26 protein-coding genes are annotated in these 25,969 nt (G+C 64.0%); 24 read left to right on the top strand and 2 right to left on the bottom strand.

The genetic code is table 11. The features are described 5' to 3' along the window. The first annotated feature begins 1 nt into the window (after nucleotide 1). The 21 genes from NKJ04_RS19095 (at nucleotide 2) to NKJ04_RS18995 (ending at nucleotide 20,207) form a co-directional block, all read left to right on the top strand. The gene (locus tag NKJ04_RS19095; protein ID WP_502897946.1) at nucleotides 2-586 is read left to right on the top strand and encodes a MotE family protein; all 585 of its coding nucleotides are present in this window, start codon (nucleotides 2-4) and stop codon (nucleotides 584-586) included. Beyond that, complete coding sequence (gene flgH / locus NKJ04_RS19090; protein ID WP_127290408.1) at nucleotides 583-1,290, top strand: flagellar basal body L-ring protein FlgH; 708 nt, start codon at nucleotides 583-585, stop codon at nucleotides 1,288-1,290. The genes NKJ04_RS19095 and flgH overlap by 4 nt, the downstream gene beginning before the upstream one ends. A gap of 19 nt (nucleotides 1,291-1,309) precedes the next feature. Beyond that, nucleotides 1,310-1,804 carry a flagellar basal body-associated FliL family protein gene (locus NKJ04_RS19085; protein WP_352441899.1) on the top strand — a complete coding sequence of 165 codons (495 nt, stop codon included), beginning with the start codon at nucleotides 1,310-1,312 and terminating at the stop codon, nucleotides 1,802-1,804. Continuing rightward, nucleotides 1,801-2,532 (top strand): flagellar type III secretion system pore protein FliP, encoded by a 732-nt coding sequence (gene fliP, locus NKJ04_RS19080; protein ID WP_128304917.1) that lies wholly within the window; start codon nucleotides 1,801-1,803, stop codon nucleotides 2,530-2,532. The genes NKJ04_RS19085 and fliP overlap by 4 nt, the downstream gene beginning before the upstream one ends. Nucleotides 2,533-2,729: 197 nt before the next feature. After that, complete coding sequence (locus tag NKJ04_RS19075; protein WP_128304916.1) at nucleotides 2,730-3,716, top strand: flagellin N-terminal helical domain-containing protein; 987 nt, start codon at nucleotides 2,730-2,732, stop codon at nucleotides 3,714-3,716. 267 nt (nucleotides 3,717-3,983) lie between these two features. Beyond that, entirely contained in the window at nucleotides 3,984-5,048 is a 1,065-nt protein-coding gene (locus NKJ04_RS19070) for a flagellin N-terminal helical domain-containing protein (protein ID WP_127290416.1), read from the top strand. A gap of 132 nt (nucleotides 5,049-5,180) precedes the next feature. After that, nucleotides 5,181-6,827 carry a flagellar basal-body MS-ring/collar protein FliF gene (fliF, locus tag NKJ04_RS19065; RefSeq protein WP_023810010.1) on the top strand — a complete coding sequence of 549 codons (1,647 nt, stop codon included), beginning with the start codon at nucleotides 5,181-5,183 and terminating at the stop codon, nucleotides 6,825-6,827. A gap of 3 nt (nucleotides 6,828-6,830) precedes the next feature. Then, nucleotides 6,831-7,457, top strand: a complete 627-nt coding sequence (locus tag NKJ04_RS19060) for a hypothetical protein (protein ID WP_023810011.1) — start codon at nucleotides 6,831-6,833, stop codon at nucleotides 7,455-7,457. Continuing rightward, nucleotides 7,454-8,788, top strand: a complete 1,335-nt coding sequence (locus NKJ04_RS19055) for a MotB family protein (RefSeq protein WP_023810012.1) — start codon at nucleotides 7,454-7,456, stop codon at nucleotides 8,786-8,788. Before NKJ04_RS19060 ends, NKJ04_RS19055 begins: the two co-directional genes overlap by 4 nt. Next, nucleotides 8,785-10,164 (top strand): MotC family chemotaxis protein, encoded by a 1,380-nt coding sequence (locus NKJ04_RS19050; protein ID WP_128303088.1) that lies wholly within the window; start codon nucleotides 8,785-8,787, stop codon nucleotides 10,162-10,164. The genes NKJ04_RS19055 and NKJ04_RS19050 overlap by 4 nt, the downstream gene beginning before the upstream one ends. A gap of 272 nt (nucleotides 10,165-10,436) precedes the next feature. Next, nucleotides 10,437-11,543 carry a flagellar hook-length control protein FliK gene (fliK, locus tag NKJ04_RS19045; protein WP_245486093.1) on the top strand — a complete coding sequence of 369 codons (1,107 nt, stop codon included), beginning with the start codon at nucleotides 10,437-10,439 and terminating at the stop codon, nucleotides 11,541-11,543. After that, complete coding sequence (locus tag NKJ04_RS19040; RefSeq protein WP_050592657.1) at nucleotides 11,473-12,060, top strand: transglycosylase SLT domain-containing protein; 588 nt, start codon at nucleotides 11,473-11,475, stop codon at nucleotides 12,058-12,060. Before fliK ends, NKJ04_RS19040 begins: the two co-directional genes overlap by 71 nt. 222 nt (nucleotides 12,061-12,282) lie before the next feature. Beyond that, nucleotides 12,283-12,951: a response regulator transcription factor gene (locus NKJ04_RS19035; protein WP_013529780.1), complete on the top strand. Its 669-nt coding sequence runs from the start codon at nucleotides 12,283-12,285 to the stop codon at nucleotides 12,949-12,951. A gap of 79 nt (nucleotides 12,952-13,030) precedes the next feature. After that, nucleotides 13,031-14,287, top strand: a complete 1,257-nt coding sequence (locus NKJ04_RS19030) for a flagellar hook protein FlgE (RefSeq protein ID WP_256745508.1) — start codon at nucleotides 13,031-13,033, stop codon at nucleotides 14,285-14,287. A 27-nt stretch (nucleotides 14,288-14,314) separates the two neighbouring features. Beyond that, nucleotides 14,315-15,769: a flagellar hook-associated protein FlgK gene (gene flgK, locus NKJ04_RS19025; RefSeq protein ID WP_128303090.1), complete on the top strand. Its 1,455-nt coding sequence runs from the start codon at nucleotides 14,315-14,317 to the stop codon at nucleotides 15,767-15,769. A 4-nt stretch (nucleotides 15,770-15,773) separates the two neighbouring features. Beyond that, nucleotides 15,774-16,817: a flagellar hook-associated family protein gene (locus NKJ04_RS19020; RefSeq protein WP_023810017.1), complete on the top strand. Its 1,044-nt coding sequence runs from the start codon at nucleotides 15,774-15,776 to the stop codon at nucleotides 16,815-16,817. Between the two features lie 31 nt (nucleotides 16,818-16,848). Continuing rightward, nucleotides 16,849-17,196, top strand: a complete 348-nt coding sequence (flaF, locus tag NKJ04_RS19015) for a flagellar biosynthesis regulator FlaF (protein ID WP_023810018.1) — start codon at nucleotides 16,849-16,851, stop codon at nucleotides 17,194-17,196. Next, nucleotides 17,193-17,636: a flagellar biosynthesis repressor FlbT gene (gene flbT / locus NKJ04_RS19010; RefSeq protein WP_023810019.1), complete on the top strand. Its 444-nt coding sequence runs from the start codon at nucleotides 17,193-17,195 to the stop codon at nucleotides 17,634-17,636. The genes flaF and flbT overlap by 4 nt, the downstream gene beginning before the upstream one ends. Then, nucleotides 17,636-18,043 (top strand): flagellar hook assembly protein FlgD, encoded by a 408-nt coding sequence (flgD, locus tag NKJ04_RS19005; protein ID WP_013529774.1) that lies wholly within the window; start codon nucleotides 17,636-17,638, stop codon nucleotides 18,041-18,043. The genes flbT and flgD overlap by 1 nt, the downstream gene beginning before the upstream one ends. 24 nt (nucleotides 18,044-18,067) lie before the next feature. Next, complete coding sequence (gene fliQ / locus NKJ04_RS19000) at nucleotides 18,068-18,334, top strand: flagellar biosynthesis protein FliQ (protein WP_013529773.1); 267 nt, start codon at nucleotides 18,068-18,070, stop codon at nucleotides 18,332-18,334. Nucleotides 18,335-18,563: 229 nt separating this feature from the next. Then, nucleotides 18,564-20,207: an MFS transporter gene (locus tag NKJ04_RS18995; RefSeq protein WP_128303092.1), complete on the top strand. Its 1,644-nt coding sequence runs from the start codon at nucleotides 18,564-18,566 to the stop codon at nucleotides 20,205-20,207. 49 nt (nucleotides 20,208-20,256) lie between these two features. Here the strand turns inward: NKJ04_RS18995 and NKJ04_RS18990 are convergent, their stop codons facing one another. Together NKJ04_RS18990 and NKJ04_RS18985 are read right to left on the bottom strand one after the other, a co-directional pair. Continuing rightward, entirely contained in the window at nucleotides 20,257-22,038 is a 1,782-nt protein-coding gene (locus tag NKJ04_RS18990) for a chloride channel protein (protein WP_352441893.1), read from the bottom strand. Between the two features lie 127 nt (nucleotides 22,039-22,165). Continuing rightward, nucleotides 22,166-22,465: a putative quinol monooxygenase gene (locus tag NKJ04_RS18985; protein WP_352677086.1), complete on the bottom strand. Its 300-nt coding sequence runs from the start codon at nucleotides 22,463-22,465 to the stop codon at nucleotides 22,166-22,168. Between the two features lie 148 nt (nucleotides 22,466-22,613). On the opposite strand from NKJ04_RS18985, the gene flhA reads away from it, so the two are divergent. The 3 genes from flhA to NKJ04_RS18970 are packed head-to-tail and all read left to right on the top strand — an operon-like array spanning nucleotide 22,614 to nucleotide 25,836. Beyond that, entirely contained in the window at nucleotides 22,614-24,701 is a 2,088-nt protein-coding gene (gene flhA / locus NKJ04_RS18980; protein WP_127326668.1) for a flagellar biosynthesis protein FlhA, read from the top strand. Next, nucleotides 24,698-25,450, top strand: a complete 753-nt coding sequence (fliR, locus tag NKJ04_RS18975; protein ID WP_127290444.1) for a flagellar biosynthetic protein FliR — start codon at nucleotides 24,698-24,700, stop codon at nucleotides 25,448-25,450. The genes flhA and fliR overlap by 4 nt, the downstream gene beginning before the upstream one ends. A 2-nt stretch (nucleotides 25,451-25,452) precedes the next feature. After that, nucleotides 25,453-25,836, top strand: coding sequence for a hypothetical protein (locus NKJ04_RS18970; RefSeq protein ID WP_352677085.1), 384 nt, complete (start codon nucleotides 25,453-25,455; stop codon nucleotides 25,834-25,836). Nucleotides 25,837-25,969 lie beyond the last annotated feature (133 nt).

Here is a 25,969-nt window from a genome sequence, read left to right as displayed (position 1 = left end):
GATGACGCGCTCCTTCCCACGCCATGACGGCAGACACCGCAAAGCCGCGATCCTGCTTGCGACCGCTATTCTCGCGGCTCTGCCCTTTGCCGGCGACACCGCACGCGGCGAGGAGACGGTCCGCCAGGTCCTGCCGGGAGCACCGGTGGCAGCGCCGCCGCGGCAATTGACACGGGAAAACGCGCCGGACCAAAGCGAGATCGAGCGCTTCTGCTCAAACATCGCCGACGCCGCCCGCGACCGCCGCTATGTCCTGCAAGCGGAGGAACTGAAGCAGCTCCAGGCCGGCATTGACGAGCGCATGAAAGCTCTCGATGCAAAGAAAGCTGAATACGAGACCTGGCTGAAGCGGCGCGAGATTTTCCTGGCCCGGGCCGAGGACGGCGTCGTCCAGATCTACGCCGGCATGAAACCCGACGCCGCTGCCGAGCGGCTGGCCATCGTCAACGCCGATCTGGCTGCGGCCATATTGATGAAGCTCGACACACGCAAGGCGAGCGTCATCCTCAACGAAATGGACCAGAAGGCGGCGGCGACGCTCACCGGCATTATGGCCAGCGCAGCCCGAAGGGTAGACCCGTCATGATCCGGAAAATGCTTGTCCTGTGCGCGGTCACCGTGCTGTCGGGTTGCGGAACCAACCTCAAGGAGGTCGGCAGGGAGCCGGCTCTGTCCCCGGTCGGCTCCGGCATCGATGGCGGCAGTACTGGCTCCCTCTATCGCTATCCGCAAACGCCGCCCGCGCCGGTCAAGAAATTCTCGTTGTGGGACGACCGCCAGAGCCGGCTGTTCACCGACCCGCGGGCGCTGTCCCAGGGCGACATCCTGACGGTCAAGATCAAGATCAACGATCGAGCCAACTTCAAGAACCAGAACGACAGGAGCCGCACCGCCAATCGCAAGCTCGGTTACGACCTCAGCGCGCAGTGGGACAAGTGGAGCACCGCCGGCAAGGGCGCTGGGGCTCTCAGCTCCACCACGGACACGACCGCCGACGGCGAGATCAAGCGCTCGGAGACGCTTGAGCTCAATGTCGCGGCGATCGTCACCGATGTGCTGCCCAACGGCAATCTGATGATCACCGGATCGCAGGAAGTGCGCGTCAACGCCGAGCTCAGGGTGCTGACGCTCGCCGGCATCGTGCGGCCGGCCGATATCGGCGCCGAAAACACCATCCCCTACGAACGCATCGCCGAGGCCCGCATCTCCTACGGCGGACGCGGTCGCATCACCGAGGTTCAGCAGCCTGCCTACGGCCAGCAGATTCTCGACCAGGTTCTTCCGTTCTAGGGTTGGGGAACAGAGCACAGTGGCAAATGTCGAACAGGTCCAGCCGCGCAAGGGTCCCTCCCTTGCCATTCAGGCCGGCATGCTGCTGGTTGTGACGGCGGCCGCCATCGGCATGGGCTGGATGTCCGGCGGCTATCTGAAGGGTGTCGACGCACCGTCGTCGGTACCGGCGGCGCCCGAGAATGAAGGCAAGACGGAGCAGCCGGCTTCTGCCGAGCAGCCAGCCGTGGGGCCTACACTGGTCGTGCTGGCGCCGATCACCACCAACATCGCCTCGCCTGCCGGCACCTGGATCAGGATGGAGGTGTCCATCGTCTATGACGCGCCGCAGCCACAGGCAATGTCGGATGACATCCACCAGGACCTTCTGGCCCTGGTGCGCACGTTGAAGATGCATCAGATCGAGGGCGCCAGCGGCTACCAGCACCTGAAGGCCGACCTCGAAGACCGCGCCGCGATCCGCAGCCAGGGTCACGCCAAACAGGTACTCATCAGGACATTGCTGCTCGAATGAGAAAACTCCTTCTCGCCACGGCCATGATCGCCGCCGCCACCTCCATCGCGGCGGCCCAGCAACTCGATCTCGGCGGCATCGGCAAGGCTGACGGCACCACCGTCGGCTACATCATCCAGATGTTCGGCCTGCTGACCGTTCTGTCGGTGGCGCCAGGCCTGCTGATCATGGTGACCAGCTTCACCCGTTTCGTCATCGCCTTCTCGATCCTGCGCGCCGGCATCGGCCTGCAGTCGACACCGGCAAACCTCATCCTGATTTCGCTGTCGCTGTTCATGACCTTCTATGTCATGGCGCCGACCTTCGATCAGGCTTGGAACACCGGCGTCAAGCCGCTGATGGACAACCAGATCACACAGACCGAAGCCTTCGACAAGATTTCGGACCCGTTCCGCACCTTCATGCTGCACAATGTGCGTGACAAGGATTTCGACCTCTTCGCCGACCTCGCCCGCGAGCGCGGCCAGACCGTTTCGCGTGACACCGTCGACCTGCGCATCCTGGTGCCAGCCTTCATGATCTCGGAGATCCGGCGCGGATTCGAGATCGGCTTCCTGATCGTGCTGCCATTCCTGGTCATCGACCTGATCGTCGCCACCATCACCATGGCGATGGGCATGATGATGCTGCCGCCGACAGTGGTGTCGCTGCCGTTCAAGATCCTGTTCTTCGTCCTGATCGACGGCTGGAACCTGCTTGTCGGCAGCCTGGTGCGCTCCTTCAACTGACCCTGCCGCGCCGGCTCGAAATCCCAGCAATATATTTTCGATTAACCGTCCGGTTTAGCCCTTTGGTAGGGACTTGCCCGCATATTCGCTCGCAGATGGCGGGTGATCGATTTGAGAGATCATGGGCATGATGCCGCACCGTCATACCGGTAGAGCCGGTATGTAAAAAATACCTGTAAAATCAAGGTACGAGTACCATGTCCAGCATCATGACGAACAGCGCCGCATTGACGGCTCTGCAGAGCCTCAACGCCACCAACAAATCCCTCACCGACACCCAGGCCCGCATTTCGACCGGCTACAAGGTCTCGCAGGCTTCGGACAACGCCGCCTATTGGTCGATCGCCACCACAATGCGTTCCGACAACCAGGCAATGTCCACCGTTTCGGACGCTCTCGGCCTCGGCGCCTCCAAGGTCGACACAGCCTATACCGGCATGAGTAGCGCGATCGATACCATCAACCAGATCAAGACCAAGCTGGTCGCGTCCTACGGCCAGACGGACGCCTCCAAGGAAAAGACCCAGGTCGAAATCGCCGCCCTTCAGAACCAGTTGAAGGCCTACGCCGATGGCGCCACCTTCTCCGGCACCAACATGCTTTCGGTGTCCACTGCGACAGGCACCGCGGCCGACGTGAAGATTGTTTCGGCCTTCAACCGCGACGCGACCGGCGCGGCTTCGATCTCGACGATCGATGTCAATGTGGAAAGCATCAAGCTGTACGATGCCGGCGCGGCACCAACCGCCAAGGGTATTCTCGACACGGCTCGCCTCGGCACCACGGGCGCTGCTGTTGCCACGGCCTCGAACCCCACCCTGGGTGCTGCAGCAGCGGCAACCGACACCTATTCGGTTGCCTCGCTCACTATCTTTTCGGGTGGCACGGCTGCCAGCGATAGCCAGATCGCGCAGCAGATGAACGTCGTCGACGCCGCGCTCAAGGCCATGACCAACGCCGCCACCACGCTCGGCGCCGCCAAGAGCAGTATCGACCTGCAGAAGACCTTCACCTCGAACCTGATGGACTCCATCGATCGCGGTGTCGGCCAGCTGGTCGATGCGGACATGAACAAGGAATCGACCCGTCTGCAGGCCCTGCAGGTCCAGCAGCAGCTCGGCATCCAGGCGCTGTCGATCGCCAACGGTTCGTCGCAGTCGATCCTGTCGCTCTTCCGCGGCTAATCGCCTTCGCTCAACCGCAGTTCGCACTAAAAATCGGGCCGCGCCAAAAGCGCGGCCCGATTTGCGTTTTGCTCCAGCCCCACGCAACCCTCGATGCTTAACTCTCAAAAGCCAGCTTTTAACAGGCTGTTAACCATGCCGCGCTAGTTATGGTTAACCAATAGCTTACGACAGTTGGCGTATCGGTCCGACCGGCACGATGCCACCCGTTGAACAGGCCCATCCGGCATGTCTGAGCATGTCGGCTTTTGAGAAGGAGCGACTTTCTTGGCGAGCATCATGACCAACGCTTCGGCGTTAACCGCACTTCAAAGCCTCAGCGCCACCAACAAGTCGCTTGAACAGACGCAGGCCCGCATATCGACCGGTTACCGGGTCTCGCAGGCCTCGGACAACGCCGCCTACTGGTCGATCGCCACCACGATGCGCTCCGACAACGCGGCCCTGTCGACCGTGCAGGATGCACTCGGCCTCGGCGCCTCGAAGGTCGACGCCGCTTACACCGGCATGAACAATGTGCTGACAACGATCGGGCAGATCAAGACCAAGGTGCTGTCCATGGTCGGTCAGACGGATGCCGCCAAGGCAAAAACCCAGACCGAGATCAAGGCGCTTCAGACGCAGATGAAGTCGTTTGCCGATGCGGCGACCTTCTCCGGCTCGAATTTCCTGGCGGTGACCTCCAAGCAGACTGCCGCCCCCAATGATGGCGTTCAGCCCGACTCGCAGATCGTGTCCTCATTCAATCGCTCCTCATCCGGCGCAGTGTCGATCGGAACGATCAACATCGATGTTGAGGGCACCAAGCTTTTCGACTACGGCCTCGCCGCCGAGGTGAAGAATTCCGGAACCCTCGATCGCAAAACCTCCATCTATTCCACGGGCGCCGCCCAGACCCTGTACGACAACGCCTATGCGGGCGTGATCGCGGGCGGAGGAACGGATATCGCCGCGAACACAGCCGGCCAGACGGCGGCGGGAGCGGTCGCCAAGGTCGACAATATTTCCGCCTACAACCTCGACATCACGGCCCCAGGGGTAACCGACGACATCATCACGCAGATGGTAACCAGGATGGACAAGGTCATGGCCCAGCTGACCGACTCCGCCACCATCCTCGGCTCGGCCAAGAGCAGCATCGACCTGCAGAAGACCTTCACCCAGAGCTTGATGGACTCCATCGACCGCGGCGTCGGCCAGCTCGTCGATGCCGACATGAACAAGGAATCGACCCGTCTCCAGGCCCTGCAGGTGCAGCAGCAGCTCGGCATCCAGGCGTTGTCGATCGCCAACGCCGCCTCGCAGTCGATCCTGTCTCTGTTCAAGAGCTGATCACGGGCGCCACCGGCGCCCACCTTCCCATCAGATAATCGGGCCGCGCCGCAAGCGCGGCCCGATTTCATTTTCGCACAAGCTTCGAAGACTAGAGTTCCAGCGGACAATCATGCTGGGAGTCGTTGAACCGTGCCGGAACAGATCCAGAGCATCATCTCGAATCTCCGCGGGTTTGGCGTGAAGCGCCTCGCCATGCTGGCGGGCATCGCCGTTCTGGTGATGGGCGTCATCGGCATCGCCTCGGTCTATCTCAACCGCCCCGCCTACGACACGCTCTATGTGGGACTAGACCGTGCCGACGTGAACCAGATCGGCCTGGTGCTGGGCGAAGCCGGTATCGGCTTCGATGTCGGCGCCGATGGAACCTCGGTTCTGGTGCCGGCCGGCACCACCGCTCAGGCCCGCATGCTGCTCGCCGAAAAGGGCCTGCCGACCAGCGCCAATGCCGGCTACGAACTGTTCGACAATGTCGGCTCGCTCGGCCTCACCTCCTTCATGCAGCAGATCACCCGCGTGCGCGCGCTGGAAGGCGAGATCGCCCGCACCATCCAGTCGATATCGGGCATCAAGGCTGCGCGGGTCCACATCGTCATGTCCGAACGCGCCAATTTTCGCCGCGACGAGCAGCAGCCCTCCGCTTCCGTGGTCATCCGCTACGCCGGCATCGACGCCGAGAAGAGCGCCATGTCGATCCGCCATCTCGTCGCCGCCGCCGTTCCCGGCCTGTCGGCAGACAAGGTGACTGTTCTCGATTCCAGCGGCAATCTGCTGGCTGCGGGCGACGACCCTTCCAACACCAGCGCCGCCCGCACGCTCGGCGTCGAGCAGACCGTCGAGGCGCAGATCGGAGACAACATCCGCCGTGCGCTGACGGCCTATCTCGGCCCCGACAATTTCCGCGCCAGCGTCAAGGCCGAGGTCAACACCGACACCCGCCAGACGGAAGAGACCATCTTCGATCCGAATTCCCGCGTCGAACGCTCGGTGCAGTCGGTGCGGGCCAACGAGAACAACAACCAGAAGCAGGCTTCCACTCCGGCCAGCGTCGAGCAGAACCTGCCCGAGACCCAGGCAACCGCCACCGATGGCCCGCAATCCTCCTCGCAAAACGACCGCAGGGAAGAGATCACCAACTACGAGATCAATTCCAAGAAGATCGCCACGGTCTCCAACGGTTACACCGTCACCAAGATGTCGATCGCCGTGGTCGTCAATCAGCAGCGGCTGACGGCCATCCTCGGCAAGGACGCCACGCCGGAGCAGATCGCCAAGCGCGTCGCCGAGATCCAGAAGATGGTCACGTCCGCCACCGGCCTGGACGAAAAGCGCGGCGACATCATCGACGTCTCGGCGGTCGAGTTCATCGATGGCCTGGATGGCGAGGCGATCCCGCAGGCGGGAATGCTCGATTCTATCGGCCAGCATGCCGGCACGATGATCAATGCCGGTGCCTTCATCGTCGTGGTGTTCCTGGTCGCCTTCTTCGGCCTGAGGCCGATGGCCGCGGCGCTGACGGCAAAGGCTACTCCGGCCCTGGCAGGTCCCAGCTTCGACGACGTCCAGCGCTCGCTGCCGACGCCGGAGGCAATGGCGGCCACCGACAGTGCCGCGATCGGGACCTTGCCAGGCACACGCCCAGGCCCCACGCCGCTCGACGATCTTCGCCAGAAGATCCGGCCGGCGCCGCAGGACAGGCTTGCCAGGATGGTCGATCTCAACGAGGAGCGCACCGCGCAGATCCTGCGCAAATGGGCTGCCCAGGAAGTGGCGGTGTAAACCATGCCCTCCGTAGCCCTCTTCGACCTTCTGCCCGATTTCGGGACGCGCGCGCAACGCGCCGGCCAGCCCCGGGCAGCAGTCGATCCCGACCACAAGCCCGAGACGCCGGCGCCACAAGCCGATATCGGCACGCTGATCGCCGAGGCGGTTGCCCAGGCGGAGGCAGCGCTGGAGGTCCGCCTGTCGGCTGCGCATGACGCCGCGCTCGAAGCCGAACGCCAGGCCAGTGCCGAGGAAGCAAGGATATTTCTCGAAAGCCTCGGCGACGATGTCGGCAAGGCTGTCTCGTTGCGCATCGATGCGATGGAGGCGCGCGTGACCGGACTTGTCGCCGCCACGGTCGCCCGCATCATCGGCGGCATCGTCAGCGACGATCTGCAGAAACGTTCGATCGATGCGTTGGCCGGCGCCGTTCGCGAAGCGGTTGGCGATGCCGAAGCGGTGCGCATCGTCGTGCGCGGCCCGCTCTCGATGTTCGAAACACTGAAGGCGTCGCTCGGACCCCGCGCCGCCAATCTCGATTTTGTCGAGGCGCCAGGCTTCGACCTGACCGTCGCCATCGACGAGGCGGTGTTCGAGACGCGCATGGCCGAATGGTCGACGACCCTCTCGGAGGTCCTGGCATGAGCGTCGCCGACGCCGATCACGGCCGCCACGAGATCATCATCGTGCGGCGCAGTCATGACGACCATGACGAAGCCCACCATGGCGGCGTCTGGAAGATCGCCTTCGCCGACTTCATGACGGCCATGATGTGCTTCTTCCTGGTCATGTGGCTGATCAACGCCGCCAACGAGCAGACCAAGGCAGCCGTCGCCAGCTACTTCAACCCGGTCAAGCTGGTCGACCGCAATTCGAGCCGCAAGGGCCTGGAGGATCTCGGCGACGGCCCGCGCGCCATGGGGCTGACGGCCGACGATCCGCAAGAGGCGACCAGCAAAGCCGGACAGAACGGCAATGCCGGCGCGGGCGCGTCGGACCGCAAGCAGGACAAGCAGGAGCCGCAGCAGGCGGAACGCACCGACGATCATCTCTTCGCCGACCCCTACGCGGTGCTTTCGGAAATCGCCGCGGATACCGGCGTCATGCAGAATGTCAGCCAGAAAGGCGACGGCGGCGTGCAGGCTGCCGGACCGGCTACCGGCGCCTCCGGTGGCGCCTCCTACCGCGATCCCTTCGAGCCGGATTTCTGGTCGCAGCAGGTCGCGGCGCCCGGCGCCGAGGCCAGCGCCGAGCGCACCAAGATCGAGGGCGATCCGGCCAAGCCCGGCGACAAGACCGCCGAAACGCAAGTGCTCAAAGTCAAAGCCGTGCCGCCTGTCGCGGCACCGCTCGAGCCGCTGGCTAAGGACGCGACCGGCAAGCAGGCCGCGAACCCTGCCACGGCAATGGCCGGCGAGACCAAACCGGACGGCACCACGGTCGCGGGCGGAGCGAAAGCCGCGACGCAAAACGCCACCAAGCCTGACGTCGGCGAGAAGGCGCCAACCGCGGCTGCCGTCAAGGCAGCGGCCGACGTCAAGCGGCAACTGGCCGATGCCTTCAAGCCCGGCGACAAGCTGCACGACGGCGTCTCGGTCGAAGCCACCGACAAGGGGGTCGTCATCTCGATCACCGACCAGCTCGACTTCGGCATGTTCGAGGTCGGCTCGGCATTGCCGAGACGCGAACTGGTGCTGGCGATGGAGAAGATCGGCCGCATCGTCAACAGCCAGAAGGGCACCATCAGCATCAACGGCCACACCGACGCCCGGCCGTTCCGCGGCGACAGCTACGACAATTGGCGCCTGTCGACGGCGCGCGCGCATTCCGCCTACTACATGCTCGTGCGCGGCGGCGTCGACGAACGCCGCATCACCGAGGTCGCCGGCTTCGCCGACCGCCAGCCGAAAATAGCAGCCGATCCATTGGCGGCCGCGAACCGCCGCATCGAGATCCTGATGGCGACCGGCGGATGAAGCGAGCGGCCGTCACCCGCCGGTTGATTGGCCTGTTGCTGCTGGCCGGCGGACACCCGTCGACCGGTTTCGCCCAGGATACGCTGCAGCCGTATCAGTTGGTGCGCTCGCTGCAACTCATCCAGGACCGCATAGCCGCCGGCGATCATGCCGCCCTGCCGATGCAAGCCAAGCTGCTGGAGATGGCAGATGCGCGCCTGCGGGCGGCGAATGCCGAGGACTACAAGGATCCCAAGAACTTTCGAGCTCTGCTTGTCTATGGCATGAGCGGCGGCAACCCGGTGACCGTCGAAGCGGCCACGTCGCGCGCTACGACGGACCCGCAAAGCCTTGCCATCGCCAAAGGCGTGATTGATTACCTCAACGGCCGGCCCGGCGAGGCTATCGAAGCCTTGAGGCCGATCGATCCCATGGCGCTGCCTCCGGATCTCGGCGCCTTCCTCGCCCTGGTCAAAGGCTCACTGCTTGCCGGCGATCAACCGGCGACCGCACTCCGTCTGCTCGACGAGGCAAGATTGCTCAGCCCCGGCACGCTGGTCGAGGAAGCGGCACTTCGCCGTTCGGTTGGCCTTGCAGTCGCGCAAGGCGACGCGGCACGCTTCGCCCTTGCTTCCACCCAATATGTCGAGCGCTATCTCTATTCGCCCTATGCCAGCCAGTTCGCCGACTCCTTCGTCTCCGGCGTCATCGCGCTGCACATGTCGATCAGCCAGGACAAGCTGGGCGACATCACCTCGATGATGGATCCCGAGCGCGAGAAGGTGATCTATCTGCGCATCGCCCGCCGGGCCGCGATAGACGGCCTGAACGACTTGTCGGCCTTCGCTTCGGCGCGGGCGGAACAGGGCCGCGACGGCAACACCAATCAGGACGATCCACGCGCCCTGCTCTATGCCAGCCTTTCCACCGTCACCTCGGGTACAATCGAGGACGTTCGCGCCAAGCTCGGCAAGATCGACCGCAGCCGGCTGTCGGAGGGCGACCGCGCTTTGCTCGACGCCGCGCAGGCCATTGCCGGCGAGGTCGTCGCGCCGCCCACCGCCCTTCCGGCGGAAAAGCCTGCCCCAGTTCCTGCCGCCGCGGCGCAGCCGGTGCCCGAGATCGCCACGGCGCAAGGCGCCGATGACAGTGGCCTGCCGCCGGTCGAAGGCGCCATCTCGGAGCAACCCGCCGTCACCGCGGCCTCCGGCGGACCAGCCGCCAATGCGCCGGACATGGCAGCAGCGGCATCCGCCGACCCTGCGACTGTCATGCCAGCGTCGGCACCGTCACCCGCAGCCGGTCCAGAGCCCGCCGATCCGACCGACGCCGCCATGACCAGAACACGTCGACAGCTCGACCTGATCGACCAGATGCTTGGAGCCGCCCCAAAATGACCACCAGCCTCGGCTCGGCCTTGCCAGGATTTGCCTCCACGCGCGCGACGTCGGAGCAGCCGGCCGCGAACGGCAGGAACGATGACGCCGGCTTCGGCGAGATGCTGCGCGACGATGCCGGTGCTGCCCGCCCGGAACGGCAGCCTTCGACAGAGGCGGGATCGCGCGACCAGCGCTGGAGCAAGCTCGCTGCCGGCCTTGCCGGGCATGACGCCAGGGCCGAACCAGCATCGGCCGAGCCCGGAAGGACCATCTCGGCCAAAGTGGCAAACGTGAAAACCGGCAAGGACGATTTGGAAGAAAACGCGAAGGCCGACGCTGAAGATACGGCGCCGGATGCCGGGCCGCTTCAGGACGACCTGCCGCTGCTGATCGCGTTTCATGACCTGCGGCATTTCGCGACAACGGCCAAGGCAGCCGGGGGCAATACGGCCACCGGCGAGAATCCGTCGGACCCGGCGCTCGATGGGCAGGCTTCACTGCCAAAGACCTACCGGCCAAAAGCCGCGGGCGGACGCGAAGCACTCGAAACCATGTCGAAGCCGGAGCAGGCGTCAATCGTCGACGGACCTTTGACGGCGTTTGACGGTCAGTCGCCGAGCGCTGCCTCCAGCGCGCCAAAACGCGACGCCGCAGCGGCGGCCCAGAAGCTGTCGGACGCACCGGCCGCCGATGTGCCCGGCGTGCGGTCGAAGCACACCGCGAATGCGATGAAGAGCATCGAGGATGTCCAGTCCTCGATGCGTCCAGAAGCGGGAAAACAGTCCCTGTCCACTGCGCGCATCGACGTGGTGTCGGAACGGAGTTTCCCCGCACCGCCGCAAAGTCCCATCAGCCAGGCAGCCCTCAATGTGATCAACGCCATAGCCGCCGACGCCGGGCCGCAAAAGGCGCTTTCAGCCTCACCCACGACCACCCATCTGGCCAGCTCTGTTGCCGTTCCGACACATGTGTTGAAGATCGAACTCCACCCCGCCGAACTCGGCATGGTGACGGCCAATCTTCGCCTCTCCGGGGAACAACTTTCGATTGAGCTGAAGCCTGAAACGCATGACGCTTATCGTCGGCTGTCGGCCGACAGCGAGGCCATCGTCAAGTCACTGCGGGGGCTCGGCTTTGAGGTTGACAAGGTCACGATACTGCAACCTTCGGTAGCAGCTCCCGCTACAACCCGGACGGATGCAACCGCTCCTATGGCGGCGGCGACAGGCCGCGATCCAGCATCCTTTCAACCGGGGAATTCGGGCAGCGGCAATGGTGGAGCCGGCGGCCAGCAACCGGGCCAGCAATCCTCAGGGAAACGCAACGATGACGCGCAGGACTACGGCCGCGGCACTTCGCCTGCTCGCGAGCGCGCTGGCGGCGATATCTTTATCTAGCGCGGCAAACGCCGCCGCAGCCGCGGCCAACCCCTGCGAGCCGGAGATCCTGCGCGCCGCCGATCGTTATGGCGTGCCCGCCGGCATCCTCTATGCCGTTGGCCTGACGGAGACCGGAAACAAGGGCAGCCTTCAACCCAATGCCTTGAATATAGAAGGAAAAGCAGTCTTTCCGAGGAGCCGGACCGAGGCCCTTGCCGCCTTCGCCAATGCCCGGCGCGAGGGCAAGACCCTGATCGATCTGGGCTGCATGCAGATCAATCACCACTATCACGCATCGCATTTTCGCAGCGTCGAGGACATGCTCGACCCACGCCAGAACGTCGACTATGCGGCGCGCTTCCTGGCCAGCCTTCATGCCCGTCACGAGACCTGGTCGATGGCCGTTGCCCGCTATCATGCCGGTCCCGACAACGACCCGGCGCAGAAGATCTATGTCTGCCGCGTCATTGCCAACATGGTCGCCACCGGCTTTGGAAAATGGACCGCGAACGCCCGCGGCTTCTGCAACCCGTAAGCGCATTTCCCGTTACTAATAGACCAACCGTACAACCCGAATTGTTGGTTAGACTTGATCATACCTTGCCGCCGAAAGCACATCTGGCCGCCCGCTAATGCAACCGGTACGATTCCAGACTCCCAAGAAACTAGCTACAAGAAATGACGGTTGTTCAGGATTCCCGCCAGCGGATACGCCTCTCTTCACGGGGCAAATGATTTGATTCGGAAGGCGGGGCCGATGATTGTGATCGTTGACGAGCGCGAGCTCGTAACAGAGGGATACAATTCACTTTTCGATCGTGAGGGCATCGCCTGTGCAGGCTTTGCGTCCGGCGAATTCGGTGAGTGGGTGAACTCGGCCGCGGACACCGATCTGCGCTCGGTCCGGGCCTTCCTCATCGGCGACTGCCGCGAAGGTTCCATCTCTCCCCGCCAGATCCGCGACCGCACCGGCGCTCCGGTCATTGCGCTCAGCGAACAGCATTCGCTGGAGAACACGCTGCGGTTGTTCGAGAGCGGCGTCGACGACGTCATTCGCAAGCCCGTCCATATCCGCGAGATTCTGGCCCGCATCACCGCCATCCGCCGCCGCGCCCAGGAAGACGTCGCCTACACCGAGATCGGCGCCATGCGCATCTTCATGGACGGCCGCGACCCCGAGATCGACGGTCAGCCCCTCCCCCTGCCGCGCCGCGAGCGCCGCATCCTCGAATATCTGGCGAGCAATCGGGGGCGCCGTGTCACCAAGACCCAGGTTTTCAATGCCATCTACGGCATCTTCGACGAAGAGGTCGAGGAGAACGTGGTGGAAAGCCACATCAGCAAACTGCGCAAGAAGCTGCGCGAGAAGCTGGGCACCGACCCGATCGATTCCAAGCGTTTCCTCGGCTACCGGCTCGTCTTCTGATGCAGCGCCGCGCCAGCCTCGCGCAAGAAAACATGCGTAGCCTCGTAGCCAGCAGCATGGACACAGCGGAGACGTTTCGATGAGCCTCTACGGAATGATGCGGACCGGCGTCTCCGGCATGAACGCCCAGGCAAACCGCCTATCGACGGTCGCCGACAACATCGCCAATTCCGACACCACCGGCTACAAGCGCTCCTCCGCCGAATTCTCGACGCTGGTCATGCCGTCGACCGGCGGTGCCTACAATTCCGGCGGCGTCACCACGACGATCCGCCAGGCGGTCAGCGATCCGGGTGTGCTTCAATACACGACCTCGGTTTCCGACCTTGCCGTCAGCGGCGATGGCTTCTTTGTCGTTCAGGATCCGAGCGGCACCCCCTACCTGACCCGGGCCGGCGCTTTCGTTCCCGACGGTCAAGGCAGACTGGTCAACTCGGCCGGCTTCCAGTTGATGGCGTACAGCTACGACAACGGCGTACCGGCAGCGACGGTCAATGGCTTCGAGGGGTTGGTCCCGGTTGTCATCTCAGACCAGGGAATGACTGCAACACCGAGCACTGAGGGCAGCTATGCCGGCAACCTGCCGGCCGGCGCGACCCCGATCGCCGCCGGCAATCTGCCCACCACCAATGCTGTCGGCGCGCAGTACACCTCAAAATCCTCCATGGTTGCCTACGACAATCTCGGCAACAAGAAGCTGCTCGACGTCTATTTCACCAACACCGGCGCCGGCACCTGGCAGGTCTCGGTCTTCGATCAGTCTCAGGCCACGGCCGGGACAGCATTCCCCTATACCGGTGGCGCGCTGGGCTCGGCCAACCTGACGTTCGACGCCACCACTGGCAAGCTCACCGGCGCCGTCGACAGCGTCTCCCTCACCGTGCCCAACGGCGCCGCCTTTTCGCTCGATCTGTCTGCGCTGACCCAGCTTGGCGCCGGCTTCACGGTTTCCGACGCCCAGGTCAACGGCAACGCGCCGAGCACTATCGACAAGGTCCAGATCAGCAAGGACGGCACCATCTACGCGCAGTACAAGGACGGCTCCACCAAGCCGCTCTACAAGATCCCGCTGGCTGACGTACAGAGCCCGGATCAGCTCACCGCGCTGCCTGGCAACGTCTATTCGCAGGGTACCGAGTCCGGCGCGGTTCGTGTCGGCTTTGCCAATGAAGGCAAGCTCGGCTCCATCATCTCCGGCGCGCTCGAGAATTCCAACGTCGACATCGCCGAAGAACTGACCAACATGATCGCGGCGCAGCGCAGCTACACCGCCAATTCGAAAGTCTTCCAGACCGGTTCCGATCTGATGGACGTCCTTGTCAACCTGAAGAGATAAGACGGGCGTCGCCCGCGAAAGACCCGCATGTCACTGTCTACCGCATTGAGTATCGCCCAGTCGGCGCTTATGAACACCGCGCGACAGACCAGCGTTGTCTCGCGCAACGTGGCCGACGCCTCCAACCCGGACTATTCACGGCGTCAGGCCGTCGTCACCAGCACGGCGCCGGGCGCGCGTTCGGTCGATATCCAGCGCGCAGCCAACGAGCTTTTGTTTCGCCAGAATCTCGGCGCGCTGTCGGCCTGGAGCGGGCAGAACGCGCTCTACAGCGGCATGGATCAGCTGGGCGTTGCGGTCAATGGCGTCGACAATGCGTCCTCGCCCTCGACCGCGATCGCCAACCTGCAGCAGGCGCTGCAGCTCTACGCCACCTCGCCGTCGAACCAGAACCTCGGCGCCTCGGTCATCGACGCCGCCAAGCAGGTCGTGCGCTCGCTCAATGAGGGCTCCAAGGCAGTCCAGGATTTCCGCACCCAGACCGACGGCCAGATCGCCACCGCCGTCGATGACCTGAACTCGCTGCTCAGCCAGTTCCAGGATGCCAACACGGCGGTCATGTCCGGAACCCGTTCCGGCACCGACGTTTCCGATGCGCTCGACCAGCGCGACGCGCTTTTGAAGAAGATTTCGAACTATGTCCCGGTGTCGACCTTCACGCGAGGCGACAATGACATGGTCATCACCACCGGTGACGGCACGACTTTGTTCGAGACGATACCGCGCACGGTCACCTTCGCGGCGTCGGCAGGCTATACCGCGGGTGCCGCCGGCAATGCCGTTTACATCGACAACGTGCCGATCTCGGCGGGAGCCGGCGGCAACACCAGCGCCAGCGGCACGCTTGCCGGCCTGCTGCAATTGCGCGACGGCGTCGCCTCGACCATGCAGAGCCAGCTCGATGAGACCGCGCGTGGCCTGATCACCGCTTTTGCCGAGACCGCACCCTCGATGGCCAATGCCGCCGGCCTGTTCACCTGGTCGGGGGCGCCGGCCGTGCCGGCCGCCGGCACGCTGGTCACCGGCCTTGCCGCGTCCATCAGCGTCAATGCAGCGATGGACCCGAGCACCGGCGGCAACCCGACGCTGCTGCGCGACGGCGGCGCCAATGGTGCTGCCTATGTCGCCAACACGGGCGGCGGCGCGTCCTATTCCACCCTTCTGGTTGCCTATGGCGACCGGCTCGACCAGCCGATGACTTTCGACCCCGCCGCCGGCGTTTCGGCAACCTCCAGCGTATCCGACTACGCCGCCAGTTCGATCGGTTGGTTCGAGAGCGTGCGCCAGCAGGCTTCGACCGCCTCCGACGCCAAGGAAGCACTGGCATCGCGCAGCGCCGAGGCGCTGTCCAACGCGACCGGGGTCAATGTCGACCAGGAAATGTCGCTGCTGCTCGACCTCGAACACACCTACCAGGCATCAGCCCGGATGATGAAAACCGTCGACGACATGTTGACGGCCTTGCTCAACGCGGTGGGATAATTCCATGACTTCAGTCTCCTCGGCCGCAATCTCCAATGCCATGCGCTCCCAGCAGATGCGCATGCAGGCCGAACTCGTCAAAGCCACCAAAGAATCCTCGACGGGCCGGGTCGCTGACGTCGGCCTGGCTCTCGGTGGGCGCACCACCCAGGCCGTCACCTTCCAGCGCGATCTTGACCGGCTCAACGTCATCATCGATTCCAACGGCCTGGTCGGCGCCCGGCTTTCCTCGACGCAGACCTCGCTTGGTCAGCTCTCCACCGCCGCGCAGACCTTCCTGTCCGCCCTGACCACCGCTTCCTCGAGCGACTCGTCCAACAGCCTCACCCGGGACTCCGGCAAGGCGACCATCCAGCAGCTGACCTCGATCCTCAACACCAGCGTTAATGGTGAATATCTGTTTGCCGGCACCAACACAGACGTCAAGCCGATCAACGATTTCACCGCTGCCGGCTCTCCTGCCAAGGCTGCATTCGATACCGCTTTCCTCACCAATTTCGGTTTCACCCAGGACGACCCGGCAGCGGCCAACATCACGGCTGCCCAGATGGACGATTTCATCACCAATGATGTCGTGCCGCAGTTCACGGGCGCGGGTTGGCAAGGCAACTGGTCGAACGCCACCGACCAGCAGATCGTCAGCCGCATCGCACTCAACGAAACCACACCGACTTCGACCAGCGCCAACAGCGATGGCATTCAGAAACTCGCCATGGCGGCAGCCATGGTCAGCAGCCTGATGTCCAGCAACATCAGCCAGGCGGCGAAGAATACGGTTGTCAGCCGCTCGACCACATTGGTTGGCGAAGCGCTGAGCGGCATTGGCCAGCTTCAATCCGAGACCGGCATCGTCCAGAAGCGGGTTTCCGATGCCAACGATCGGATGAAAACGCAGGTCGACCTTTTCGAACGGCACATTCTCGATCTGGAAGCCGTCGATCCGGCGGCAGCCGCGACACGGGTCGCGGACCTGACACAGCACATCGAAACGTCTTTCGCGTTGACCGCACGCCTGCAGCAGCTCAGCCTGTTGAATTACCTGACCTGACAACGCTTAACGGAACGGTAGAGCCCCAACGATGTACCAATTCTCCTACGCCGACATCCAGAGCAACTCCGTTGCCGACGCGAAGGACCGCGAGCGGGAGCTTCTGACCCGCTCGATCGACATGCTGGCGGCGGCAGCAGCGGCCGGCCACGATTCGATGGAGGCGATCGAGGCGCTTCACTTCACCAACCGCGTCTGGACCGCCTTCGTCGAGGATCTTGGCTCCAGCGACAACGCCCTGCCCAAGGAACTGCGCGCCAACCTCATTTCCATCGGCCTGTGGCTGCTGCGCGAGGCGGAGGACATCCGTCAGGGCCGCACCAACAATTTCGAAGGGCTGATCGAGGTGTCCCAGATCATCAGGGACGGCATTCAATGACCAACACGCTGAAGATATCGCTGAAGCCGAACGAAAAGATCTACATCAACGGCGCCGTCATCCGGGTCGACCGCAAGGTCACCGTCGAATTGATGAACGACGTCCAGTTCCTGCTCGAAAGCCACGTGATTCAGGCCGACGATGCCTCGACGCCGCTCAAGCAGCTTTATTTCATCCTGCAGGTCATGCTGATGAACCCGGCCGGCGCCGCCGCCGCACGCGACATGTTCCGCCGTTCGCTGCCGCTGCTTCTGGCAAGCTTCGAGGACACCCAGATCTGCAGCGCGCTGAAACAGATCGACCGCATGGTCGGCGAGGATCATATCTACGAGGCGCTGAAGGCGATCCGCGCGCTTTATCCGCTCGAACGCCGCGCGCTGGGTGGTAATGACGATGTTTCGGGTGCCGAGCGCCCGTTGGCTGTGGGAGCACGATACTGATGAACGTGGACATGACGACGACGATTCCGACCGGCGCCAATCAGGCCACGGCGTCGACCTCGAAGACAGCGGTCGACTACCAGTCGTTCCTGAAGCTTCTGATCGCCGAGATGAAGAACCAGGATCCAACCAAGCCGATGGATTCGACGCAATATGTCGCCCAGCTCGCCACCTTCTCTCAGGTCGAGCAATCGGTGCAGACCAACACCAAGCTCAATCAGATCATGCAGTCCTCGGCGCTGTCGCAGGCCGACGCACTGATCGGGCGCTCGATAACCTCCGCCGACGGCCTGACGACGGGCACCGTGGCTTCGGTGCGCCTCGCCAGCAACGGTCTCATCGCCGTGCTGCAGAACGGCACCGAAGTCGCGGTCGGTCCGGGAGTTTCGGTCAAGGCAGCAAGCTGACGCTTTCGGCAGAGAGCCAGTCCCATGAATGAGGCCGACGCTCTCGACATCGTCCAGTATGCGGTGTGGACGGTGCTCGTCGCGTCGGCTCCGGTGGTGCTGGTCGCCATGGTGGTCGGCATCGGCATCGCCCTCATCCAGGCGCTGACGCAGGTGCAGGAGATCACCTTGACCTTTGTGCCGAAAATCGTCGCCATCATGCTGGTGGTGGCGCTGACCGGCCCCTTCATCGGCAGCCAGATATCGGCCTTCACCAACGTCATCTTCGAGCGCATCCAGAACGGATTCTGAACCTGTTCCAGGATGGTGTGCCGCGGCATGCCGTTCGCAATTGTCTGAAGACAGAGCCGCCGATCCCCGCGGCACCTCCGGACCCACGGCGGACAAGGCCTGGACCGCCTCTATCCCATTGTTGGACCATGAGCTTTTTTGCCCTTTTCGGCGCCCTGCCCTACTTTCGGCAAACGGTCTGCGCAAACGGATTGTCTGACGAGCAGGCACGACATGGCAGGAACCCCAAATGATTGACGAAAAGCCGGACAGCGAGAGCGTCTCGGCGCTGGCGCCCTTCCGTCACGGCATTTTCCGCGCCGTATGGGGCGCAAGTCTCGTCTCGAATTTCGGTGGCTTGATCCAGGGTGTCGGCGCCGCCTGGATGATGACCACGATCGCCACCTCGCCCTATCAGGTGGCCCTGGTCCAGGCTTCGACCACCTTGCCGATCATGCTGTTTGCACTCGTAGCCGGCGCCATCGCCGACAGTTTCGACCGGCGCAAGGTGATGCTGGTCGCCCAGACCTTCATGCTGGTGGTGTCGGTGCTCCTGACCGTGTTCACTTATTCCGGCCTGATCACTCCATGGACGCTGCTTGCCTTCACCTTCCTGATCGACAGCGGCACCGCGCTCAACAGCCCGTCATGGCAAGCCTCCGTCGGCGATATCGTACCCCGCAACAAGGTGCCGGCGGCCGTCGCCCTCAATTCGATGGGCTTTAACCTGACGCGCAGCGTCGGTCCGGCGATCGGCGGCATCATTGTCGCCGCGGCCGGTGCGGCGGCCGCCTTCGCGGCGAACGCGGTGAGCTATATCGGCCTGATCGTCGTGCTGGCGCGCTGGAAGCCGGACGTGCCCATGTCGACCTTGCCGCGCGAGTCTCTGGGGGCCGCCATGGGCGCCGGCCTGCGCTATGTCGCCATGTCGCCCAACATCGGCAAGGTGCTGGTCAGAGGTGCTGCGTTCGGCTTCAGTGCAGGCGCTGTGCTTGCGTTGCTGCCTCTGGTGGCGCGCGATGTCGTCAAGGGCGATGCGCTGACCTATGGCATCATGCTCGGCGCCTTCGGCATCGGCGCGGTCGGCGGCGCCTTGATCAGCGTCAGGCTGCGGCAGTTGCTGTCTAGCGAGACGATGGTGCGCTGTGCTTTTGCCGGCTTCGCTGTCTGCGCCTTCAATGCCGCCGTCAGCCAGCATGCCTGGCAGACGTCGCTCGGCCTGCTTGTCGGCGGCGCCTGCTGGGTGATCGCGCTTTCGCATTTCAACGTCACGGTGCAGATGGCGACGCCGCGCTGGGTGGTCGGCCGGGTGCTGTCGGTCTACCAGACCGCGACTTTCGGCGGCATCGCGCTCGGCAGCTGGATCTGGGGTGTCGTCGCCGATGCGCACGGCGCCGAAACCGCGCTGATCGCAGCCAGCGTCGCCATGCTGGCCGGCGGCGCCATCGGTCTTTTGCTCCCGCTGCCGCAACAGCAGGTGCTCAACCTCGACCCGCTCAATCGCTTCAAGGAACCGCACCTTGCGCTTGACCTGAAGCCGCGCAGTGGTCCCATCGCCATCATGATCGAGTATGTGATCCGGCACGAGGACGAACCGGAGTTCCTCGCCATCATGGCCGAACGCGGCCGCATCCGCCGTCGTGACGGCGCCCGCAACTGGACGCTGGCGCGCGATCTCGAGAATCCCACCGTATGGATCGAGCATTATCACACGCCGACCTGGATCGAATATATCAGGCACAATGGACGCATCACCCATGCCGACGCCGTCATCGGCGAACGCGTGCGGGCCCTGCACAGCGGCGACGAACCGCCGCGCGTGCGACGCATGATCGAGCGCCCGACCACCGCCGGCACGGCCCTGGTGATGGCCAAGGGACCGATCGAGCATTAGGGCTCCGCAACCGCGCCCCCTGTCGCAGGCACCCCGCTTGGCCCTCCCGTCACCCCTCGCCCGACAGGTCCCGGCGCGCCTTGTCGAGCTCCTCGGCATAGCGCCGCATCAAATGGCCTTCGGTCAACAGCCCCAGCACGATGTGGTCGGTGAAATCCTCGACGACAGCGAGTTCTTCGGCGCCCGCCCGCTGGAATGTTTCCGCGGCGGCCTGCACGTTCATGCTCGGCACCAGCACCGCGTCCTTGTATTTGGCAAGATCGCGCACCGGGACCTCGCCGCCGGAAGGATCGCTGTGCAGTTCGGCTACGATCAGCACGCCGACATAGTGGTCGCCCGCGTCGACGGCGATGACGCGCTGGGCAGAGCCGAGCGGCACTTGCTTGCGGAAGGCTGCCAGCGTCGTCGAGGCATAGATGGTCTTGATGTCCTTGCGCATCATCGAACCGACTGTGAGGCTGCGCATCCAGCCGACATCGTGGGCGCTGCGGATGGTCTCGCCGCGCAGATGGAAGCGCCATGTCGAGAACGAGTAACCGAAGGTTTCGCGCACCAGGATCGCCGACATGATCGAGGCGGCCAGCACAACGCCGGTCAGCGTCAGGTCGCGGGTCGATTCCAGCGCCAGGAAGGTCATCGTCAGCGGACCGCCGACGACACCGACTGCGAGCGACGTCATGCCGACGACGGCGGCAACGGCAGGGTCGATGCCGGTTGCCGGCGAGACGACAATCATCACATCCGCGAATGCCTTGCCGAGCAGCGCGCCGAGGAACAGCGAGGCGAAGAACAATCCGCCGCGAAAACCCGACCCCAGCGACACCGCCGACGCCGTCAGCTTGAGCACGAAGACGCTGGCCACCACGGCCAGCCCGTAATTCATCGAGAATTCGCGATGCAGCGCGCCATGGCCGCTTGACAGCACTTGCGGGGTGATAAGACCCAGCAGCCCGACGATGACGCCACCGATGACGGGGCGCAGCGCCGCATCGATCGACAGTCTGGCAAAACCACGTTCGATCAACGTCACCAGATGCATGATGGCGATCGAGGCGGCACCGCCGAGCAGGCCGAGCAGCAGGAACGGCACATACTGGCTGGCGGTGAGCGCAGGCAGGCCCGAAAGCTCGAGCGGAAACGGCACGCCGCCGAACATTTCGGCGGTCAGCGAGGCGCAGATCGCGGCTGTCAAGACCGGTGCGACATTGGCGACAGAGTAGATGCCGATGACCAATTCGAAGCCGTAGAAGGCGCCGGTCAGCGGTGCATCGAAGGCGGCGGCGATGGCGCCGGCCGCACCACAGCCGACCAGGATGCGGACATCGTTGCGGCGCAGCCTGAAGATGCCCGCCAGCCGCGATGCCAGCCCGGAGCCAACCTGCGTATAGCCGGCTTCCAGCCCGACCGAGGCGCCAAAACCGCTGGAGATCATCGTCTGGCCGGCGATGATGAAGGTGTCGGTCAGCGACATGCGCCCGCCATAGAGCGCATTGGCTTCGATCGGGTCGATCGGCGTGCGGAATTTCCGTATCCTGAGCCAGACCACCGTCAGCCCCAGCAGCATGCCGCCGATCGCCGGTATCAGCGCCTGCATCGGATTGGCGAGCGAGAACATGCCGGAAAGCCGGCCGCCTGGCTGAACGCCGAACAGCAGCCCGTGCAGGTCCTGCACGATCTGGCTCATCGCCGTGACCAATATGCCAGCCATCACGCCTACGACACCTGCGAGGATGACCACCACGATGCCGCGTGCCTCGAGCAGAGGCAACGACCTGACCAGCACCGCGCGCAACCGGCGGGCGTAGACTTCGCTGTGGTTTCTGGAAAGCACCCGGGCGGCTCGCCGATATCGAATGGCAGTGGAAAGCCAGCCTGATACGCCCGGCGGCACGGCATGGCAACCACAATGCCGACAGACACCACATAGCGGGCGCGATATCGATCGGCCGATGGACCGTTCAGGTCGGCATGGGCTCGCCGGCTTCATAGAGCACGAGGTTGCGCTCGCCTATGCCAAGCGCCGGCCAGCTCGCACGCCAGTCCGCAATGTGCGGCGAGGCGAAATGCGCGTCGAGCGCTGCCCTGTCGCTCCAGACTTCCGTGACCCGGATGTGCCCGGCATCGAAAACATCCTGCGCATAGGAATATTGGATGCAGCCGGACTCGGCGCGGCTGCCGGAAACCATGCGTTCCATAGCGGGCTTGGCTTCTTCCAGTTTGTTTGGCGGCAAGCGGATGGTGCCGATGATCAGAAGCATGCGGTTTTCCCTTCTTTACAAGGCCGACCGACACGGCGGCCTGCGCATGATCGTTCGGACTAGCCAGTCTCCCACCCTCGCGCAAGCTTGGCGGACTACCCTCACAGGGCTGTCGCGCGCTCGGCAGTGTATGGGGTTTGAGGACGATATGGCGATCAGCGAAAGCATTCAGCCCGGCGCGGTGGCCAAGAACGGCCGCGACGTCTTCTTCGCCATCGGCATCGTCATCATCCTGGCCGTGCTGTTCCTGCCGATTCCGGCCTTTCTCATCGACATCGGCCTCGCCTTCTCGATCGCGCTTTCGGTGCTGATCCTGATGGTGGCGCTGTGGATCCAGCGGCCGCTCGATTTCTCGTCGTTCCCGACCGTGCTGCTCATCGCCACCATGCTGCGGCTGTCGCTCAACATCGCCACCACGCGCATGATCCTGTCGCATGGCAATGAGGGCACGCATGCCGCCGGCTATGTCATCGCCGGCTTCTCCAAGCTGGTGATGGCCAGCGACTTCGTCATCGGCCTGATCGTCTTCATGATCCTGATCGTGGTGAACTTCATCGTCATCACCAAGGGCGCCACCCGTATCGCCGAAGTCGGCGCGCGCTTCACCCTCGATGCCATCCCCGGCAAGCAGATGTCGATCGACGCCGATCTCTCCGCCGGCATGATCGACGACAAGACCGCGCAGCTGCGCCGCCGCGAGCTGGAAGAAGAATCTTCATTCTTCGGCTCAATGGACGGCGCCTCGAAGTTCGTGCGCGGCGACGCCATCGCCGGCCTCATCATCACCGCCATCAACATCGTCGGCGGCATTGCCATCGGCTACATCAGGCACGGCATGGGCATGGGCGAAGCCGCCGACGTGTTCATCAAGCTGTCGGTCGGCGACGGCCTCGTCACCCAGATCCCGGCACTGATCGTGTCGCTCGCCGCCGGCCTGCTCGTCTCCAAGGGCGGCACCCGCGGCTCGACCAACCAGGCGGTGTTCGGCCAGCTCGGCGCCCACCCGCGCGCCCTCTATGTCGCGGCATCGCTGCTGGTCCTGCTCGGCCTGATGCCCGGCCTGCCGCTGTTCCCGTTCTTTGCGCTCGCCGCCGGCATGGCCGGCCTCGGCTACGTCATCCCGATGCGCGCCAACCGCGCCGTCGCCGAAGCCGAGGCGATCAAGGACCAGGAAAAGGCGACCAAGGTCGAGGAGGAGAAGAACTCGGTCAAGGCTTCGCTCGCCACCGCCGAGATCGAGCTTTTGATCGGCAAGCAGCTGTCGACAAGGCTGCTGACGTCGCATCAGGAACTGGTTTTCCGCATGGGCAAGATGCGCAAGAAATTCGCCACCCAGTACGGCTTCGTGGTGCCGGAAGTGCGTGTCGCCGACGATTTCGCCATCCCGCCGAAGAGCTATCAGATCAAGGTGCACGGCACCGTGGTGGCCGAGTACCAGATGCGCGTCGGCGAGATCATGGTGCTGCTCGGCAACCGCGACATACCCGAAATACCGGGCGAGGAAATCCGCGAGCCGGCCTTCGGCATGCGCGCCTATTCCGTGGTCGAAGCCTTCGCCGAGGATCTGAAGCGCGAGAACTACACCTTCGCCGACAACATGTCGGTGCTGCTCACCCACCTCTCCGAAGTCATCCGCAACAACCTGCCGCAGCTTCTGTCCTACAAGGACATGAAGGCGCTGCTCGAACGTCAGGACCAGGAATACCGCAAGCTCGCCGACGAGATCTGCACCACGCACATCTCCTATCCCGGCCTGCAGGCGGTGCTGAAGCTGCTGCTCGCCGAGCGCGTCTCGATCCGCAATCTGCACTTGATCATCGAGGCGATCGCCGAGATCGCGCCGCATGTGCGCCGCACCGAGCAGATCGTCGAGCATGTCCGCATCCGCATGGCCCAGCAGATCTGCGGCGACCTGTCCGAGGGCGGCGTGCTGAAGGTGCTGCGCCTCGGCAATCGTTGGGATCTCGCCTTCCACCAGAGCCTCAAGCGCGACGCCAAGGGTGAGGTGCGCGAGTTCGACATCGACCCGCGCCAGCTCGAGGAGTTCGGCCAGGACGCCACCAAGGCGATCAAGAAATATCTGGAAGCCGGCGAGCGTTTCGTCCTCGTCACCGCGCCCGACGCCCGCCCCTATGTGCGCATGATCATCGAGCGCCTGTTCACCACACTGCCGGTGCTCAGCCATGTCGAAATCGCCAAGGGCGTCGAGATCAAGGTGCTCGGAACCATATCGTGAGCGTGCTGTCGCAAGGCGTCGTCATCGCGGCGTTCCTCGCCTTCTGCCGCATCGGCGCCTGTTTCATGCTGATGCCGGGCCTCTCCAGCGCCCGCGTCCCGGTCCAGGTCAGGCTGTTCGTGGCGGTCGCCGCCACCGGCGGCCTGCTCGCCTTCCTGTGGGACAAGATCTTTCCTTTCGTCGACCCGCGCCCCCAGATCCTGGTGCCGATGATCATCTCGGAACTTCTGGTCGGCGGCCTGATCGGCGCCATGACCAGGCTCTACATGGAAGCCCTGCGCTTCATGGGCTCGGCCATCGCCATGCTGGTGGGCTATGGCGGCAGCGGCGGACCGGCGATCGAGGAGCCCGAACCCCAGGCAGCCCTTGCCGCCATCATCTCGTTCTCGGCGCTTTTGATGCTGTTCGTCTTCGATTTCGACCACGAGATAATACGCGCGCTGGTTTCCTCCTACACGGTCGCGCCGGTCAACATCTTCTTCAACCCGCAGGCAGCCCTTGTCGATGTCACCGACACGGTGTCGGACACCTTCTTCCTGGTCATCCGCCTCGGCAGCCCGTTCGTCGCCTATGCCATTCTCGTCAATCTGACGATCGGCTTCGTCAACAAGCTGACCCCGCAGATCCCCATCTATTTCATCTCCCAGCCCTTCATCATCGCCGGCGGCATGATCATCTTCTATTTCGCCGTCGGCACCATGCTGTCGCTGTTCGTCGACGGCTTCGTCGACCTGACATTGGCGAGGTAGAAATGAGCACGCGCAAGGACCGCCTCAAGAAGCTGGTCAAGGTGCAGGAACAGCTGAAGGCGCTGCACGAAACCCGCCACGCCACCTTCCTTGCGGCGGCCAGTACCGCCGAGGCCGAGGCCAAGGAACTGGTCGGCCATTTCGACCAGGCCGATTCGCTCTCCGCCCTGTTTCCCGATCTCTACCATCGCCGCATTGCCCAGGCGGTGGTGCGCCAGGAGGCGAACCTGGCGAGCGCCAGGCAGGAAGCCAACCTCATCGCCGCGGCGACCGCCCGCACCAACATGGTCGAGCGCGCCTACAAGGACGTGCGCGACCGCGACGAACGCGAACGCTCCGACCGCGAGCGGCTCGATATCATCGCGCAGAAGCGGACGCAGGAGTAGCTGGGACGATTGTGTGGCGCGAAGCGGACGCTCCAAGGTTCGGCTTTCCCGTAAACGCTTTACAGCCCGGTTTGGTAGCGCTACCGTTTCGGCCTAGCGTGAGCCTGGGAGGAGCCAGGGCTGTCGCTAGCGG

The organism is Mesorhizobium sp. M0618 (genome assembly GCF_040320765.1).
Lineage (GTDB): Bacteria > Pseudomonadota > Alphaproteobacteria > Rhizobiales > Rhizobiaceae > Mesorhizobium.
The sequence above is the reverse complement of the archived record's forward strand: the minus strand, read 5'-3'. Positions and strand labels throughout refer to the sequence as shown.

Coding starts and splice junctions, on each gene's coding strand:
- NKJ04_RS19095 (WP_502897946.1), top strand. CDS start 2: ATGACGCGCTCCTTCCCACGCCATGACGGCAGACACCGCAAAGCCGCG.
- NKJ04_RS18995 (WP_128303092.1), top strand. CDS start 18,564: ATGATTGACGAAAAGCCGGACAGCGAGAGCGTCTCGGCGCTGGCGCCC.
- flgK (WP_128303090.1), top strand. CDS start 14,315: ATGTCACTGTCTACCGCATTGAGTATCGCCCAGTCGGCGCTTATGAAC.
- NKJ04_RS19040 (WP_050592657.1), top strand. CDS start 11,473: ATGACGCGCAGGACTACGGCCGCGGCACTTCGCCTGCTCGCGAGCGCG.
- flaF (WP_023810018.1), top strand. CDS start 16,849: ATGTACCAATTCTCCTACGCCGACATCCAGAGCAACTCCGTTGCCGAC.
- flgH (WP_127290408.1), top strand. CDS start 583: ATGATCCGGAAAATGCTTGTCCTGTGCGCGGTCACCGTGCTGTCGGGT.
- NKJ04_RS19055 (WP_023810012.1), top strand. CDS start 7,454: ATGAGCGTCGCCGACGCCGATCACGGCCGCCACGAGATCATCATCGTG.
- NKJ04_RS19035 (WP_013529780.1), top strand. CDS start 12,283: ATGATTGTGATCGTTGACGAGCGCGAGCTCGTAACAGAGGGATACAAT.
- NKJ04_RS19020 (WP_023810017.1), top strand. CDS start 15,774: ATGACTTCAGTCTCCTCGGCCGCAATCTCCAATGCCATGCGCTCCCAG.
- NKJ04_RS18985 (WP_352677086.1), bottom strand. CDS start 22,465: ATGCTTCTGATCATCGGCACCATCCGCTTGCCGCCAAACAAACTGGAA.
- flgD (WP_013529774.1), top strand. CDS start 17,636: ATGAACGTGGACATGACGACGACGATTCCGACCGGCGCCAATCAGGCC.
- NKJ04_RS19075 (WP_128304916.1), top strand. CDS start 2,730: ATGTCCAGCATCATGACGAACAGCGCCGCATTGACGGCTCTGCAGAGC.
- NKJ04_RS19050 (WP_128303088.1), top strand. CDS start 8,785: ATGAAGCGAGCGGCCGTCACCCGCCGGTTGATTGGCCTGTTGCTGCTG.
- NKJ04_RS19030 (WP_256745508.1), top strand. CDS start 13,031: ATGAGCCTCTACGGAATGATGCGGACCGGCGTCTCCGGCATGAACGCC.
- fliQ (WP_013529773.1), top strand. CDS start 18,068: ATGAATGAGGCCGACGCTCTCGACATCGTCCAGTATGCGGTGTGGACG.
- NKJ04_RS19060 (WP_023810011.1), top strand. CDS start 6,831: ATGCCCTCCGTAGCCCTCTTCGACCTTCTGCCCGATTTCGGGACGCGC.
- flhA (WP_127326668.1), top strand. CDS start 22,614: ATGGCGATCAGCGAAAGCATTCAGCCCGGCGCGGTGGCCAAGAACGGC.
- fliP (WP_128304917.1), top strand. CDS start 1,801: ATGAGAAAACTCCTTCTCGCCACGGCCATGATCGCCGCCGCCACCTCC.
- flbT (WP_023810019.1), top strand. CDS start 17,193: ATGACCAACACGCTGAAGATATCGCTGAAGCCGAACGAAAAGATCTAC.
- NKJ04_RS18970 (WP_352677085.1), top strand. CDS start 25,453: ATGAGCACGCGCAAGGACCGCCTCAAGAAGCTGGTCAAGGTGCAGGAA.